This is a genomic window from Acinetobacter sp. ANC 4636 (assembly GCF_054454555.1).
On record NZ_JBTKVD010000014.1, the window covers coordinates 1 to 17,010 of the forward strand.

At 40.7% G+C, this 17,010-nt stretch carries 15 protein-coding genes; 8 read left to right on the top strand and 7 right to left on the bottom strand.

Features of this window, described 5'->3' with window-relative positions; translation table 11 throughout:
• Positions 1-122: 122 nt before the first annotated feature.
• From ACX1N5_RS13305 to ACX1N5_RS13315, 3 genes are all read right to left on the bottom strand, one after another.
• The gene (locus ACX1N5_RS13305; RefSeq protein WP_458802747.1) at positions 123-1,271 is read right to left on the bottom strand and encodes a sterol desaturase family protein; all 1,149 of its coding nucleotides are present in this window, start codon (positions 1,269-1,271) and stop codon (positions 123-125) included.
• Between the two features lie 167 nt (positions 1,272-1,438).
• Positions 1,439-2,752 (bottom strand): MFS transporter, encoded by a 1,314-nt coding sequence (locus ACX1N5_RS13310; RefSeq protein ID WP_458802749.1) that lies wholly within the window; start codon positions 2,750-2,752, stop codon positions 1,439-1,441.
• A gap of 368 nt (positions 2,753-3,120) precedes the next feature.
• On the bottom strand, positions 3,121-3,774 hold the full coding sequence (locus tag ACX1N5_RS13315) for an ArsR/SmtB family transcription factor (protein ID WP_131382092.1): 654 nt from the start codon (positions 3,772-3,774) through the stop codon (positions 3,121-3,123).
• 209 nt (positions 3,775-3,983) lie between these two features.
• On the opposite strand from ACX1N5_RS13315, the gene ACX1N5_RS13320 reads away from it, so the two are divergent.
• Positions 3,984-5,282 (top strand): MFS transporter, encoded by a 1,299-nt coding sequence (locus ACX1N5_RS13320; protein ID WP_458802751.1) that lies wholly within the window; start codon positions 3,984-3,986, stop codon positions 5,280-5,282.
• Positions 5,283-5,608: 326 nt separating this feature from the next.
• Here the strand turns inward: ACX1N5_RS13320 and ACX1N5_RS13325 are convergent, their stop codons facing one another.
• The 3 genes from ACX1N5_RS13325 to ACX1N5_RS13335 form a co-directional block, all read right to left on the bottom strand.
• The gene (locus ACX1N5_RS13325) at positions 5,609-5,872 is read right to left on the bottom strand and encodes a TIGR03643 family protein (protein ID WP_131382090.1); all 264 of its coding nucleotides are present in this window, start codon (positions 5,870-5,872) and stop codon (positions 5,609-5,611) included.
• Between the two features lie 142 nt (positions 5,873-6,014).
• Complete coding sequence (locus ACX1N5_RS13330) at positions 6,015-6,632, bottom strand: trimeric intracellular cation channel family protein (RefSeq protein ID WP_458802753.1); 618 nt, start codon at positions 6,630-6,632, stop codon at positions 6,015-6,017.
• An 18-nt stretch (positions 6,633-6,650) separates the two neighbouring features.
• On the bottom strand, positions 6,651-7,910 hold the full coding sequence (locus tag ACX1N5_RS13335) for a M20 family metallopeptidase (RefSeq protein WP_458802755.1): 1,260 nt from the start codon (positions 7,908-7,910) through the stop codon (positions 6,651-6,653).
• A 933-nt stretch (positions 7,911-8,843) separates the two neighbouring features.
• Between ACX1N5_RS13335 and ACX1N5_RS13340 the strand changes: the two genes are divergently transcribed.
• Genes ACX1N5_RS13340 through ACX1N5_RS13370 form a run of 7 tightly spaced genes read left to right on the top strand, consistent with a single transcriptional unit; the run spans position 8,844 to position 16,313 of the window.
• Positions 8,844-9,818, top strand: coding sequence for an acyl-CoA desaturase (locus tag ACX1N5_RS13340; protein ID WP_458802757.1), 975 nt, complete (start codon positions 8,844-8,846; stop codon positions 9,816-9,818).
• Positions 9,815-11,080: an NAD(P)/FAD-dependent oxidoreductase gene (locus ACX1N5_RS13345; protein WP_458802759.1), complete on the top strand. Its 1,266-nt coding sequence runs from the start codon at positions 9,815-9,817 to the stop codon at positions 11,078-11,080. The genes ACX1N5_RS13340 and ACX1N5_RS13345 overlap by 4 nt, the downstream gene beginning before the upstream one ends.
• A gap of 19 nt (positions 11,081-11,099) precedes the next feature.
• Positions 11,100-11,885 carry a DUF1365 domain-containing protein gene (locus tag ACX1N5_RS13350; protein WP_458802761.1) on the top strand — a complete coding sequence of 262 codons (786 nt, stop codon included), beginning with the start codon at positions 11,100-11,102 and terminating at the stop codon, positions 11,883-11,885.
• Positions 11,886-11,891: 6 nt separating this feature from the next.
• Entirely contained in the window at positions 11,892-13,091 is a 1,200-nt protein-coding gene (locus tag ACX1N5_RS13355) for a class I SAM-dependent methyltransferase (RefSeq protein ID WP_458802763.1), read from the top strand.
• 27 nt (positions 13,092-13,118) lie between these two features.
• Positions 13,119-13,898 (top strand): DUF1295 domain-containing protein, encoded by a 780-nt coding sequence (locus ACX1N5_RS13360; protein WP_458802801.1) that lies wholly within the window; start codon positions 13,119-13,121, stop codon positions 13,896-13,898.
• 8 nt (positions 13,899-13,906) lie between these two features.
• Positions 13,907-14,956 carry an SAM-dependent methyltransferase gene (locus ACX1N5_RS13365; protein ID WP_458802765.1) on the top strand — a complete coding sequence of 350 codons (1,050 nt, stop codon included), beginning with the start codon at positions 13,907-13,909 and terminating at the stop codon, positions 14,954-14,956.
• A 28-nt stretch (positions 14,957-14,984) separates the two neighbouring features.
• The gene (locus ACX1N5_RS13370) at positions 14,985-16,313 is read left to right on the top strand and encodes a sensor histidine kinase (RefSeq protein ID WP_458802767.1); all 1,329 of its coding nucleotides are present in this window, start codon (positions 14,985-14,987) and stop codon (positions 16,311-16,313) included.
• Here ACX1N5_RS13370 and ACX1N5_RS13375 read toward each other — a convergent pair.
• On the bottom strand, positions 16,310-17,005 hold the full coding sequence (locus ACX1N5_RS13375) for a response regulator transcription factor (protein WP_458802769.1): 696 nt from the start codon (positions 17,003-17,005) through the stop codon (positions 16,310-16,312). The genes ACX1N5_RS13370 and ACX1N5_RS13375 overlap by 4 nt on opposite strands.
• Positions 17,006-17,010 lie beyond the last annotated feature (5 nt).

Sequence of the window (17,010 nt, forward strand, 5' to 3'; positions counted from 1 at the left end):
CTGTAAGAAGTTCTAATGTAATAACGTGAAGGTCATTGGATCATACCAATGATCTTCACTGGTTCAATATTGGCTTTTATTTATTACATCAGTTCAGTCACTTAGCTGCACAGTAACTCATTTTAATTTTCATTTTTAGCATTAACTGGTGGTAACTGATCTAATGCTGACTCTTTTTCTGGTTGATTTATGGGTCTTGGTACATCAGTTCGAATATGAGGCTTAAAGGCTTGTTTTTGGCCATTCACTGGTTTTTTCATATGGATAGGCCGATAATTTTTGCTAAAGACCACACCACCAAGACGCCAGCCATCTAAACAGGTCACACTCCCCCAAAACCGCTTTAAGGATTCAACCTGTACACCAATCAGGCCTTTATCGTTGTCGATATCGACCATCTTGTCGCCAGTGACTCCTGTTGGGTGCACGGGCTCGTTATATAAGGCTGTTTTGAAAATAACATCCCAGATTGCAAATACTTGTCCAAAATTACAGTTATGCAGTGTTGGGCGTTCAGGTACAAAGTCCATATGGTGTAAGCGGTGAAACTCTGGGCTAACAAAAATTTTACCGAAGACTGGGCCAAAGCCAATACGCACATTGGCATGTGAGAAATTTTGTACCAACTCGCCAAGCAGCATTAACCAAACAAATTCCTCGCCAGATACACCCCAAAATATCCCTACGCCTGCTAAAACAAATGACTGTACCATTCCATCTAGATAATTGGTGCGATCATTGGTCCAGCAACTCATTTGACGTTGGCTATGGTGGAAGCTATGCATGGCCCACCACCAAGGCACAACGTGTTGAATACGATGCATCCAGTAATAAACTAAATCATACGTCAAATAATAGAGAATAAAAAACAACCAAGTATGTTCTTTTAGCCATGGAAATTGAGATCTCATACTCCAACCGGTGTCATCACCCGCTGTAGGTGAAACACCGCTAAAATAATTTACAATTGGCGTCATGATCAAAAAAGCAAACAGCGGAAATAAGCCGACTAACATCAGCCAAGTTAAATGAAAATCTATGCGAGCATAACGACGATCTGCCCACTTTTCAGCAGGAATCAAATTTTCCAAGGGGCGAAATAAACCGCCGATGATCAACAACTGTAACCCACCAATCATTAAAGTTGATGCGATATCCGTGGGTGAATCAGTATATTTCGTAATATCTAAAAAATTAAGAATAGGCAAAATTGCATGGTGGCCTAACCAAATAGCGCATTGCTCCCAAAGAGTCGCTATTTCAGATAACATATTTCACTCCGTCTACATCAATAACAACGCCCTACGAGCTAGCCATAGCCTTGCGAATGCTTGCCAGTACAATTACTTTTTTTGTCTATAGGTAGTTAACAGACATGAAATTAAAATTTCATTAAGAAATTTCACGATGCTCTAAAGACAAAACCAATAAAATGGTCTTATTGAGGTTTTGACCATTTTGGATGATGATCATCAATCATATACTCATGTATATGCACGCCATTGACTTGATGCTGTAACAAGTGCTCATGATCTGGCGGTAAATCGTCATGGCGGTGTGGTAAAAATGTCTCATCTTGAGATGACCATAAAGACATGGCTAGAATTAACGCGCCAGTCGCGATAACAGCCATAGGAATAAATGCCTGTAAAGTCCCAAAATGAGTACTTAACCATCCCACTAAAGGGTAGGTAATCAACCAGCAGGCATGTGAAAATGCAAATTGTGCCGCAAATAAAGACGTTCTGTTTTCGCTTGCAGCAGACTTACGAATAAGGCGACCTGTCGGTGTCTGCGAAGTAGAGTAACCAACGCCTAAAATAAACCAAAGTACAAGCAACCCACTATATGAAGTGACTAAATATCCGCTAAATAAACCTAAAACCAGTACTGTTGTTCCAGTTAACATGACCGATCTATCTGAAAATTTATCGAGCACTTTAGGCAAAATAAATGCTGATAGCATAGAACCCAAGCCAAATAGTCCAAAAGCCCACGTTGTCGCATGCTCAGTTAATTTAAACGTGGATTGAACCAGTACCACGGTATTGACAATAACGACCGCACTAGCAGAAGCAATGGCAAGATTTAAGGCCAACAAAGCTTTTAAGCGAGGCGTATTAAAATAGATTTTGGCGCCTTGCTTGATTCTGCGATAAACCCCTTTAAATTCAGGTTTTTTTGCTTGAGGTAATTTCGCACTCACAACAAAAAGAGCTGAGCCAATAAAACCAATGACAGTCCCTAGAAATAAATCATGATAGCTAATATAAGTTAATAAAAAACCCGCTAGCATAGGACTAATAATATTTTCCAGATCATAAGCTAAACGAGAAAGAGACAATGCATTGGTATATTCTCTTTCTTGAGGCAATACATCTGGAATCATGGCCTGAAACGTCGGTGTGAATGCAGCAGAAGCGGATTGCAAAACAAAAATAAGGATATAAATCTGCCAAATCTGAGTGACGAAGGGCAAGCACAAAGCCGTTAAAGCTCGGATGATATCCAGAGTGACGAGAACTTTTTTGCGTGGTAGTCTCTCCGCAAATGCTGAAGCGACTGGTGCAACACCAATATAAGCAATCATTTTAATTGCCAGAGCAATACCAAGTACCTGAGCTGCTTGTCCTCGTGCAAGATCATATGCTTGTAAGGCTAAGGCGATGGTAATCAGCCCTGTGCCAATCAAAGCAATCACTTGAGCTAAAAATAAATGCCTATACGTTATGTTTTTTAACACTTCTAGCATCTTATGAATTCCTTATAGCATCTACACTGGTGTTCAGATGGCTTAATATATGCTCCTAAGATTGGCTATAGCTTAAATATGAGATGTGACTGAGCATTGAAATGATAAAAATTAAAAAGCTGGATCAGTTCAATCACAGAAAACAAAATTGAAATCTATTTCCATGCAGCTTAAAAAAATAAAAAAGATCTATGAATCCTATCTTTTGAACTTGTGATGTAGTTTTATAAAAATCATTCACCTAGAATATAAAAAATTCTCAAAATTAAAACATTCATCGCATTTTTCAGAGCGCGCTAAGCAACTGAGAAATAAAGTATTCAATATTAATTATGACCTATATTTTGTTTTCAATATTGGGAAAGTTTTTACTTATCCTGCATTTCTGACCAGTCTGTAACATTCGTTTTAAGTGCCAGCGCAGTATAACCTTGCTGCTTTAAAATCTGAATCGCATCGGCGGTCATAATACAATAAGGTCCTCGACAATAGACAGTCACAGGAACATTTGCTGGAAGCTCATGCAAACGTTTTTTGAGCTCAGCTAAAGGAATAGATTTAGCAAATGGAAAATGAGCATGATCAAACTCATTTTCTGGGCGCACATCCAGAATAATCATTTCTCCAGCTTTCGCTTTTTCTAATAACGTGTGCTGGTCTTCACTGTAACTTTCACCTTCTAGCTGAGTTAGATGCTGTAAAGCATCCTGCAATTCAAACAGGCGGTCTTGGGCAAAATCTCGCATGAGATTCAAAAATCGTGGAACTTCTGCGCTGGCAAGACGATAAATGACCTGCTTCCCACGACGCTCTGAGTTGACCAAACGTGCTACACGTAATTCTTTTAGATGCGCACTCGCCAGTTTTACGCTGATATTTGCTTCATGAGCCAACATTTCAACTGGTTTGCTGACCTGCAATAGCAAATCGAGTAATTCCAATCGTTTTGGATTTCCAAGAACTTTAGCAATGCGAGCTAACTGTACGTAGAGTTCCAATTTAATTTCGCGCGCATTTGTCATTGTTGCATCCTCTTCCCCAATTTTTGAATCGCTTTCATTTTGGCATAGTTAAAACGCTAAAACCAACATTCCAATTATCTTTAGAATGTTTTATATTAAATCAATAACCCCACTAAAAATGAATTGAATGGTCATGTGACTGTGAAATTTAATTTACAGGTATGCAATTTCCACAACGCACGGATAGGCCAATATCAGGAGCATGCCACATGCAGAAATTCAATGTATCTGAGTCAACGTATAGGTATGGTATTCGTGAAAACTTAGCTCAATTTGCCTATCAGCTATTACAAGTGTTTTTGGTTGGTTTAACCATTGGCATGTTTCGTACCGTTGTACCTGCTTTAGCTGAAGATGAATTTGGTGTATCCAAAGGCTCTTTTATGCTACTGACTGCTTTTGTCGTGGCATTCGGTTTTGTCAAAGGCACACTCAATTTTGTTGCTGGGCGTTGGTCTGAACGAGTTGGGCGCAAAAAAGTCCTGATTTTTGGCTGGCTGATTGCCGTCCCGATTCCATTTCTGATTTTTTTTGCATCTTCATGGAACTGGATCGTTGCAGCAACCATTCTGCTCGGCGTCAATCAGGGCTTATGCTGGTCGATGACACAAACCTCAAAAATGGATATGACCCGCGCAGATGAGCGCGGTTTAACTATGGGGCTAAATGAATTTTCAGGGTATATAGGCGTTGCCTTGGCGGGTATTTTGACCAGTTATATGGCACTCATATGGGGAGCGCGGCTGGGGTTACTGATCTTTGGTTCAGTCGTGATCTCGTTGGCACTCATACTGGCATTTTTCCTTGTTAAAGAAACTCAAGAATGGGCTAGAACCGAAGCTCAACAAAGCTTGAAACAACCGCAACACCAACAATCATCCAAATCACTTGGCAATTTTCCAACGCATCCAACTACAGCGCAAATGTTCCATTTGATGAGCTGGAAAGATCGGCGTATGGCTGCTTTTTGTCAGGCAGGTATGGTGGAAAAATTTGTAGATGCTTTGGTCTGGGTATTTTACCCAGTATTTCTGCATGAACGTGGACTGAGTTTAAATGCCATTGGTTGGATAGTCGGGATATATGGTTTTGTCTGGGGAAGTACCCAATTGCTTACTGGCAAGCTGTCCGATCATATTGGTCGGATGAAACCCATCGTTTGGGGAATGTGGATTTGTGGGCTAGGTGTTGGACTTATGCTGATTCGAGATGGAATGATTTGGTGGTCTGTTAGTGCCGCAATCACTGGATTTGGTATGGCTTTATTGTATCCTAATCTCGGGGCTGCTGTTGCCGATCTATCACACCCAAACTGGAGAGGTTCAGCGATTGGCATTTACCGCTTTTGGCGTGATCTGGGCTATGGCGTAGGTGCATTAAGTTTTGGTGTAGTTGCACACTTCGCTGGTGCTGTTACAGCCGGTTTCTGGTTTGTCAGTATTGCCATGCTGTTCTCTGGAACGCTAGTCATGCTATGGGGTGAGGAAACTCATCCAAATATTCATTAAATCATAGACAACATACTTTCAGATGTTTAAGTCAATGTTTATTAAAAATAAATGAGAGGTAAGATACACTTTTTGGGGAGCTATTTCAGCATGATAATGTTATGAATGTTATGAATGTTATGAATGTTATGAATGTTATGAATGTTATGAATGTTATGAATGTTATGAAGTAGAAGATACTATCCAGCGGCTCGCAACTAAAGCATTCATTTTATTTGAAATATAAACTGATTTGAAGGGTAACGGTATTTTTTACTTCAATCATCTGTGCATATAAAAAAGTGCATAAGCCCGTGAACAAAATGTACAGGCTTAAGCTCACCTGATCATGCATGCTTATACTGACGACTACAGTAGGCGCGACTGATCTCTGTTGAACGTAACTGCAAGTGTTTTGTTTTACGCCCTGTGACTCGCTTACGCCAAAGTTTAAAGCTGCTTGATTTTAAATTCTGGCGCATCAGTTCAATCACCGCTGACTCATTTAAGCCATACTCACGTTGAATTGCTTCAAAAGGTGTTCGATCTTCCCACGCCATTTCAATCACACGAGATAGATCAGCATCGATCATTTTTACACTACTGAACATCGGATTATTCCCATATATTCAAGAAAATTTATTGAGTTTGATTTGCTTTACAAACGCCTATACATAACCTAAGTCTTTATTTGATGCAATTGAATTTGAAAAAAATCAGTTTTTCATCTCAAAAATCTGCGTCAGGTTCTGTTTATTTTTTGGGTTTTTGTGCGATAGGCAAGTGCCAGCCATGACGAATCGCCATTAAACGCAGCCCAAAACAAAGCAATGCACCAGCAGTAGTAGCAGTCGCAGACGGAATATGAAGAAATGGGCTGATGACAACAATACTTGAACCCGCCAGAGCTGCGGTTGCATAGACATCAGCACGCATCACTGTAGGTACTTCCGCTAAAAGAATGTCACGCACCATTCCGCCACCAATACCTGTCAGCATACCCAACAATGTTGCCATGATAGGGTTTAAACCAAAAGTCAGTGCTTTTTGTGTGCCAGCAACAGCAAAGAGGCCAAGACCAGCCGCATCAAATATCAGCATAGAGCTGCTCAATTTGTCGATGATCGAAGACCTGTAAAATGTGATGATGCCTGCGAGCAGGGAGGCTGCCAAATACCGCCAATCATTAATGGCATTTGGCGGGACAGACCCGATGAGTACATCACGGGTAATTCCCCCGAAATTCCCTGCCACAAAGGAAAGTACAAGAACTCCAAAAAGATCAAGCTGGCGCTTTACCCCTGCAATTGCTCCACTAATCGCGAAGACAAATGTCCCAACCAGATCAAGCACTAAGAGTAGCGTTTGCATGCTAAGTCTCCAAGCTCTTTATGTTGTTAGCCAGGCAAGGGCTGCCACGACTAAAGTTTCGACACCCGTTTCCAAAGTCGGATGCAACACTGGAGCAAATAACGGACTATGGTTAACGGGCATGTGGTTTAATGTTCCTTCGGCCTTTGCCTTGGCGTAAGCTGCTGGATCTGTACCCCCAACAAACCAAAATACCGATGGAACCTGCCAAACTGTAGCGAAGCAGCCAAAGTCCTCACTCGCAGGTGATGGCCCAGTATGGTGAACGCGTGCTGGTGAAAAATAGGCGCGGAATGCTTCGGCAACGCAATTACTTGCGTCAACATCATTAACATTGAGAGGATATTGATCCAGTGGGGTAATTTCTGGTTTCCGTAGAGCTCCCGAAGCTTCTGCCTCTGCGTTCACGATTCTCTCAATTGCAGCTAAAACGCGTGTGCGGACTCCCGCGTCAAAAGTCCGAACATTCAGTTTGATGATTGCCTCGTCAGGAATCACATTTTCTTTTGTACCTGCCTGCAATACACCAACAGTGATCACGGCTGCTTCGGTTGCTGCCACCTCACGTGCCACAATCGTTTGTAGCCGAAGAACAATAGATGCAGCCATAACAACTGGATCAATGGCAGCTTGTGGCATAGAGCCATGAGCACCACGACCGAACAGTCTGATCTGTAGGCTATCTGCGGCTGAGGTGATGGGGCCTGCACTACCTGCAATTTCTCCAGCTGATCCCAGCATGACATGCTGACCAAGTACCACCGCAGGTTTTGGAAAACGTTCTAGCAGGCGCTCTTCTATCATTGCTCTAGCCCCTTCAGCGGTTTCTTCACCAGGCTGAAACACGATCATTAAGGTCCCTTTCCAGACATCACGAGTTTGGGCAAATAAAACAGCAGCGCCGACTAGCCACGTGACATGCATATCATGACCGCACATATGCCCAACAGGTACAGGCTTTCCTTGGTTATCCATCTGGGTAACTGTACTGGCATATGGAAGTTTGGTGGCTTCTTCTATCGGAAGGGCATCCATGTCGGCACGCAACATGATTGTTGGGCCATCGCCATTATGCAAAAGACCGACAATGCCTGTTTTTCCAACACCTGTCGTAACCTCGTAACCTGCTTTGCGCAGCCAGTCTGCGGCAAGCCCCGCAGTTCGGGTTTCTTGCATCGACAATTCAGGATGAGCGTGTACGTCTTTGTACAAGGTTTCCAGTTCAGGCATGAGCTGATCCAGATTTTTTAAGATAGCTGTTACTGCTGTACGATTCATAAAATCATCCTTAAACAATGAGTGGGTAACAACAAGATTTAAATCTTCAGATCAGCTCTGCGCGATGTAGATCAATCATCGCATTTTTACCTTCAGACATAATCTGGTTTGTTTTACTCAAATGAAGTCCATTACTTTTAATTTTTACTGCACGTGGTCGGTCTTGTTCTCGCCAATTTGGAAACTGAAATGAGTCCAAATCTAGTTTTCTTCATCCATCTGAAAAAAAACCGCTATAGGCAATATAGCTTTGAGTTTCTGTTTATATTCTGCACCACTATTACGGAATAACCACTAAAATTTTAGACACACATCACGATCTTTTGATAGGCCTTTTCACCATCTCATCGAGAACACTGACCATTAGAACTATGTCTGTGTTCTGAATTTTAGAACATCCCAATATACTCAAAGATATCAGGTTTGGGCTTAGCTGTTGAGCTATATATTTTCTTGCTGATCCTTACTCGCTTTAATAACTGAAAGAAATTTTCAGTCACAGCATGATCATGACATAAGCCGTATACTGTGCAGATGACAACCCTGCTGCATCCAGATTGTGATGTTTAAAAATGTTGGCCACCCATGACGCGTGTAGTCATACTTAAACGACCTTCAACCTCAGCTACTCGAAACCTTTCCTAATAACTTGCTTTACTGCTTCAATTTTGAATTCTTCAAGGGATAGCTTACGGTCAAGCGCCTTGCTAATTAGCCATTTCATCTAACTCAAATGGTAGTTCGAAAATCCGTGATGGCTCAGTTTCTAAAAAATTTAGAACACCTGATTAAAAATCGTACCATTGATCATGCTATTTTTCTCGGCCTGAATAATAGTATGAATAAAATCAAAAAGATTTACTTCACATAAATTTCATTTTGCTATATCTAGAATGAATCCTACAAAGAAATACTTAAAATCCGGAAGAAACGATGTTTAAATTTTTTCTACGCTGGATAGACAGCTGGTCAGATGATGTACAAACGCAATCAGTGCATCCAGACAGCGCTTATAAAATTCAGTGGCTACGCATTTTGCCTTTCATTCTGCTGCATATTGCGTGTCTAGCAGTACTTTGGGTCGGTGTGTCTAAGTTTGCAGTATGCTTTATGCTGTTTTTTTATGTCATTAGAATGTTTGCTATTACCGCATTTTTTCATCGTTACTTGTCGCATAAAACTTTTCAAACGTCCAGATTCGTTCAGTTTATTTTTATCTTAATTGGCACGATGAGTGCCCAGCGTGGTCCTTTATGGTGGGCTGCGCATCATCGCTATCATCACCGTTTTACCGATACAGAAAATGATCCGCATTCGTCCACGTATGGGTTTTGGTATAGCCATATAGGGTGGTTTCTGAATGATCAGAATTTTAAAATTCGCAAAGCAGTCATTAAAGATTGGCTCAAATATCCAGAATTGATCTGGTTAGATCGCTTCAGCCTCCCTATCGTATTAGTCACTGCTGCTGCCATTTATGCATTGGGCGAGTGGTTGGCGTTCGCATATCCAGATTTTCAAACAACGGGCCCACAATTGCTGGTGTGGGGTTTTGTGATTTCAACAGTATGTTTGATTCATGCCACATTATGTATCAATTCTCTGGCACATTTATATGGTTCGCGGGATTTTGATACTCAGGATCAGAGTCGAAATAACCTATTGCTTTCTATTATTACTTTAGGCGAAGGCTGGCATAACAATCATCATTTTTATGCGGGGAGTACCCGACAGGGGTTTTACTGGTGGCAGATTGATGTGACTTATTATGTGTTAAAAATCCTGTCCTGGTTTGGTTTAGTCTGGGGGTTAAAACCTGTTCCAAAACGCATTTATGTCGCCAGCCGCCGCAATTTGTCAGAAATCAATATCAGCTCAAAAAAATTAAAAAACGGGGATTTTTCATGAAAATTGCAATCATAGGTTCGGGGATTTCTGGGCTTTATGCTGCATGGAAACTGTCAGCTCAACATGAAGTCACCGTCTTTGAAAAAAATGCTTATTTTGGTGGACATACCGACACCCACCATTTTCAAATTGAGGGGCAGGCGATTACTGTTGACAGTGGTTTTATTGTATTCAATGACTACAATTATCCATTGTTTAGTGAGATGTTGGCTCAGCTTGGCGTTGATGCTCAGTCCAGTGACATGAGTTTTTCAGTCAATAATCATGTGACGGGATTACAATACAATCCTTCCAAAAAATGGTCTTTACTGACTCGCCCTCAAAACTTTTTCAACAAAAAATTTCGGCGTATGTTGTCAGATTTATTACGCTTTTATCAAGATAATAAAGAACGATCGGTGATCAATCATGATCCTGAAATGACGATTGAAGCCTATTTAGACCAACACGGTTATTCAGAGGAATTTCGCCTAGAACATTTATACCCGATGTGTGGTGCGTTGTGGTCAACACCTGTTGATCAAGTCGGTCATATTCCGTATAAGTTTGTGGTGAGCTTTTTCCAGCATCATCGGATGCTACAGTTAAAAGAGCGCCCGCAATGGCAGACTGTCAAGAATGGCTCAAATCGTTACATTCGTGCAATTCAGCAGCAATGTCCTGCAATCCAATGGAAAAATCTAGAGATTAAAAACGTGAGTCGGCATACAGACCATGTCCTGCTAGAAACAGATACAGACGTTCAAGTTTTTGACTGGGTGATTTTTGCCAGTCACGCAGATGACAGTCTAAAATTATTAAAAGATCCAACTGATTTAGAAAAAGAAATTTTAAAAAACTTTAAGTATCAAGATAACCACATGGTGGTTCACCATGATACATCGATTATGCCGAAGCAACGTTCACAGTGGGCCAGTTGGCATGTACATGTCACGCCAGCCAAAAGTAAATTCGCTGATTCTCCAGCCATTCATTATGGTTTTACCTACTGGATGAATAACTTGCAGAATCTCAAATGCAAAGAGCAAATTTTCGCAACACTAAATCCAAATATGGATATTGATCCAGCAAAGATCTTGGTGCAACGGCATTACCGCCATCCCGTTTTTGATCAAAAAGCGATTCAGGCCCAATCTCGCTGGCATGAACTGCAAGGGCTAAATCGCAGCTCTTATTGTGGTGCTTATTGGGGATGGGGGTTTCATGAAGATGGTGCTCGAAGTGCTGCACGTGTCGTTGATTATTTAGAAAAATTATTGTGATTTTGCATGGAGCGGTCAAATGTTGAATACTTCGCTTGCAATCGCAGAAGCAACCATACGTCATAGGCGTTATGTACCCAAACAGCATGCTTTTGAGTCTAAATTAAGCTATTTGTGGTTTGATCCAGATCAACTTGAAACGATAACTGCAAATTCATGCCTGTGGTCTTCACATCGCTGGAACATACTCAATTTGTATGCTGCAGACTTTTTAACAGCCTATCACGGCACAATCAGACAAAAGGTACAAAAAGTCGTATTGCAATATGAAGATGTCATGTTATCTCCCTCCTCACAAATACGAATACTGGCTTTGCCGCGCTGTCTGGGCCTTCGATTTAATTCGGTGGTATTTTATTTTATTTTTGATCAAGAACAAAAGCAGCCACTCTTTATTTTGAGTGAAATCACCAATACCCCATGGAATGAACGCAAGGTTTACGTACACGACTGCCGAAATCAGCTCACGTCACATGGTGATTTTCAGGGTTTTGAGTTTAATTTCGAAAAATCATTTCATGTTTCACCGTTTATGCCGATGGAATTGGATTACCGTTGGCGATTTAATTTTTCTGAGACGTTAAATGTCATTCATATGCAGCTGTTTGAAACAGGAAAACAGATCTTTGATGCCACAATGCGCTTTCGTTTAAATCCAATCACATTTCCTTCACAACAACATCATTATGCTCTGAGACATAGCCTTGGACCTTTTAAAATGATGGCTTCAATCTATATACAAGCCTTTCAGTTGTGGTGGAAAAAAGTTCCATTTTACCGTCACCCAAAGAAAAATAAGGATTAATACCTCATGATGAAAGCATTTCTTTATGGTGAGCAAGATTCGCTACCTTTTTTGTTGAGAAGCCTACTTAAATTACGGCATGGACAGATCAGTTTTCGTGGCGTTTGGAATGGCACAGTAGGAGAGGCTTCGGATTTGCATGCCATCGTAGAGGTGCATAATCCTGAACTCATCGAATTAATATTTAAACATGGTGTTTTAGGTGCTGCCGAAGGATATATTCGGGGAGACTGGAAAAGTGATGATCTGGTTGAACTGATTCAAATCTTGGCACGAAATCGCGAAATTCTAGACAAACTCAACCAAAATGCGCTTGCTCAAGTGAGTCAATTTGTACTGAAAAATTGGTATAAAACTCGTAAAAACAGCATCAGTGGTAGTCGCAAAAACATTGCTGAACACTATGATTTAAGTAATGATTTCTTCAAACTGTTCTTGGATGATTCATTGATGTATTCCAGTGCTGTATTTGAGCATGAAAACATGTCATTAGATGCCGCTTCGGAATTAAAGAAAGAATTGATTTGTCAGAAATTACAATTAAAACCTTTAGATCATTTGGTGGAAATCGGGAGTGGATGGGGTGGCTTTGCCATATATGCAGCGCAACAATATGGTTGTAAAGTCACAACCATTACAATCTCCGAAGCGCAATATCAAGAATCGATCGCCCGCGTCCATGCGGCTGGGTTAAGTCATCGCATCGATGTACAACTGAAAGACTATCGTTTATTGGAAGGTAAGTACGATAAATTGGTTTCGATTGAAATGATTGAAGCAGTAGGCGAGCAGTATCTTCCAACCTACTTTAAAAATTGTCGCGAGTTACTCAAGCCAAAAGGTTTAGCGCTCATTCAGGCCATTACAATTGAAGATGCACGTTATCAAAAAGCGCTCAAAACTGTTGATTTTATTAAGCGCTATATTTTCCCAGGCAGTTTTATTCCTTGTATCAGTGTGCTGACCCAGACAGCTTCAGAACAAAAGCTGCGTTTGAAACAGTTAGATGATATTGGCCTGAGTTATGCCAAAACTATCCATCATTGGCGTGAGCGGTTTCTTGCTGCAAAAGATCAGGTTTTAAATCTCGGCTTTGATGAAAACTTTATTCGAATGTGGGACTTTTACTTGTGCTATTGCGAGGGAGGCTTTAAAGAAGGCGTGATTAGCGATGTGCATATGCTGTTTGAAGCCAGCAGCTACTAATTTGCCTGATCAAAACAGGAGAAGATGATGTTAGTTAAACTCATGATCTTGAACCTTGTGATTATGCTGTGCTGTTGGCTCTGGGCAACATTCAACCGCCGCGTTGGCATAGTGGATGTTGCCTGGAGTGCTTGCCTTGCTTTAAATATTTTACTGACTGCAATTTTGATTGACGTTGCTCCACTGCCGATACGTCTGTTTATCGGTATCTGTAGTGGGATTTGGTTTCTCCGACTGAGTGCTCATCTACTCCGTCGCTATGTTGCCGAACGGCAGGAAGATACACGTTATGCCAATATGCGTCAGGCAATGGGAAAGTTTCAACATATTGGTTTTTTGTTGTTTTTTATATTTCAGGCAGGATTGGTTATTTTATTTTTCTTGCCGATGTGGGCATTACTGACAACGGCTGAACAAGATTGGCGGGCTGATTATCCTATTGTTTTAGCGATCGCAGTTGTTATTTTGGTGGTTGCTTTTATAGGAGAAACAATCGCTGATCAACAATTATATGCCTTTAAACGACAGCCAGAACATCACGGTTTAACCATGGATCAGGGGCTTTGGCGCTATTCCCGTCACCCCAATTATTTTTTCGAATGGATACATTGGTTTGTTTATCCCATATTAGGACTGGCAGCAGGACTCTACGTGTTGTGGATTTATCCATTTCTGATGTGGTTGTTTTTGTATTACATCACGGGCATTCCGTTTAGCGAACAACAGGCAGTTAAAAATCGAGGACAGAATTATCTCGATTATCAACAGCGAACATCAATGTTCATTCCGTGGAAACCCAAAAAATAGGTACGCACATGGATTATATAATTCAGAAATCTTTAAAACTCGTTGAAAGTGGTTTAATTCCTGACCCAGCCATTCGAGCCGCAATTCGTGCATTAAGTAAAAAACGCCTGATTCAGGAAGGGCGTTATGATCCTGAACAGGCTGCACAGCGTTACATGGACGTACTTAATCTGTTGAAACAAAGCAAAATTGCGATAGAGACAGATAAAGCCAATGAACAACACTATGAACTCCCAACTCAGTTTTTTCAGGCAGTTTTAGGCAAGCGGTTGAAATATAGCGCATGTTATTTCCCGCATGAAACGACGACACTAGATCAAGCAGAAAATTATTCATTACAGCTCTATAGCGAACGAGCACAGTTAAAAGATGGTCAAAAAATTTTAGAACTCGGTTGTGGTTGGGGTTCATTTACTTTGTGGATGGCTGAACGTTATCCGAATGCGCATATTACTGCGGTTTCTAATTCTAAAACACAGCGCAAACATATATTGGAGCAAGCTAAGATCCAAGGGCTAACCAATATTGAAGTGTTGACGTGTGATGTAAATGTATTGGAACTGAGATCTAATTATTTCGATCATGTAGTATCCGTAGAGATGTTTGAACATGTTCGAAATTACCAACGCTTATTTGAAAAGATTAGCGGATGGCTCAAAGCAGATGGGTTATTGTGGTGTCATATTTTTTGCCATCGTTTTCTACATTATCCATTTGAAATAAAGTCAGAATATGACTGGATGTCTAGATATTTTTTCACAGGTGGCTTAATGCCTTCAGTGTCCACTTTTTTACACTTCCAAGAGCATCTGGAACTGAGTCAGCATTGGCAGTGGTCAGGTCAACACTATGAAAAAACAGCAAATGCATGGCTCAGTAATATGGATGCGCAGGAAACCGAACTCAGACCAATATTTGATCAGGTTTATGGAAAAGATGCGGATGCATGGTGGCAGCGCTGGAGAATTTTTTTCATGGCTTGTGCGGAACTATTTGGTTTTGAACAAGGTCAAGAATGGGTGATTGGCCATTTTTTATTTCAAAATAAAAACAGCTAATTGTCTGGCTCTCATTTAGGAAACTTATATGCTGAAATCCCAAGCACGCAACCATCAAAAGCATGCCCTTACAGAAATATTCAATCGTTATTACTGGTTGCAAATTGGTCTGATTGCTTTATCGATTGTTGTCGGGATTGCTTGCAGTGCTTGGGTCATCAAAGGTTCGCTATTAAAAACTGCATTAGAGCAAGAAATGGAGCATTACTGGGTACGTGTAGATCGTAACCCGAATGCTGATTTGCCAGACACGAAGAATCTATATGGTTATCGATGGAATACGAGCATTCCTCCTCGGCGTTTTCAGAATATATCACTAGACATGGGTGTGCACCGCATCTGGATAGATGGTAAAGAGCGAATGACCGTTTATGGTGAGAGAAATGGGCAGCACGTATTATTGGTATTTGGTGAAAGCAATGTAAATAAATTGGTGTGGTTATTTGGCCTAGCACCTCTTATGTTTAGCCTATTTGTTCTATATAGTTTTTTATGGTGGTCAAACCGACGGGCTAGGCGCTATTTTTCACCCATTACCCGACTGGCAAATGCATTAGAGCATATTGATTGGGAACATCAAAACACTCAGGCGTCTCCATTTGAAGATATTTATACCAATGGCAATATGGACGCGGAATATCTTAAGCAGGCTTTAGAAAAATATCACTATATTTTAAGTACATTTATTCAGCGCGAACGAGAGTTTACAGGTGATGTGAGTCATGAATTACGCACACCGCTTACAATTCTGAAAGGAAATGTACAGTTATGTCAGGCACGTTATGGTGACGATAAAGCTTTTAAGCGTTTGAGTAATACGATTGATGATATGCAACTTTTGGTCGATACCTTGTTGGCGATTGCACGTAATACCACTCAGAATTTATCCTCGGAGCAAGTTTTATTATCTGAAATTATTGAGGACTTGGTCGAGTCATTGCAGACAGTGAGTCAAAGCAAAGGCATGTTGATCCATGTACAGTGTGAAAAATTAGAGCAACCTCGGAATTTATACCCATCCATGACCAAGATGGTACTCAGTAATATTCTGAGAAATGCACTGAATTATTCTCAAGGTTCAGAAATTCATATTATTCAGCAAAAACATAATTTACTCATTGCAGACAATGGGATTGGAATCAGTCTGCCAAATGATGCCAAGGCGCAAGAATTAAATAGTTCACAAATTACATTTGAGGTTAAAGGTCACGGGATTGGTTTGCAGCTGGTCGAAAAACTCTGTAAACAGCTGGGCTGGAGAGTCGAACTGTTTGATCGACAGTATTATCTATCTGCACATCCTGATCTCAATTTAGCGCCAAGTACGGGACTAGTTGTGGTGGTGTATTTTCATTAATATTCACTAGATTCGAATGAGATTTTAATCCCTACGCCTGAAACAGTATGAAGTAACTTTTGAGGGAAGGGTTTGTCAATCATTTTACGTAAGCTATAAATGTGGCTACGTAAAGCGTCGCTTTCAGGTTCTTCATCCCCCCATAGCTCGATCATGATTTCTTGCTTGGTAATGACTTTAGGAGAGTTACGCATCAAAATTTTGAGTAATTTAAATTGAATCGGGGGAAGTTCAATGATCTGTCCAGCTCGAGATACCGTCTGTTTAGCACTATCCAAAATCAGATCATGAATTTGCAGCTTGTTATTCGAAACTTCACCTAAAGACCGTTTAATTAAAGCACGTATGCGTACAACAAGCTCATTAAAATCAAAAGGTTTTACCAAATAGTCATCAGTCCCTGCTGCAAAACCCTTCAGTTTATCATCAAGCGTATCGCGCGCTGTGAGCATAAGCACAGGGATATCCAGACTTTGTTGATTGCGGATCCAGTGACACAAATCATAGCCAGAACCATCAGGTAAATTGATATCTAATAATAATAAGTGGTAAGGCTGAGATTTAAGAAAAGTCTTTGCTGCATCGAGATTGCGAGCATGATCGATAATGTAGCCATGCGCTTCCAGAAATTCGCAAACCGTTGCTGCTAAATCAAAATGATCTTCAACCATCAGAATAAAGTGATTATTCATATGTT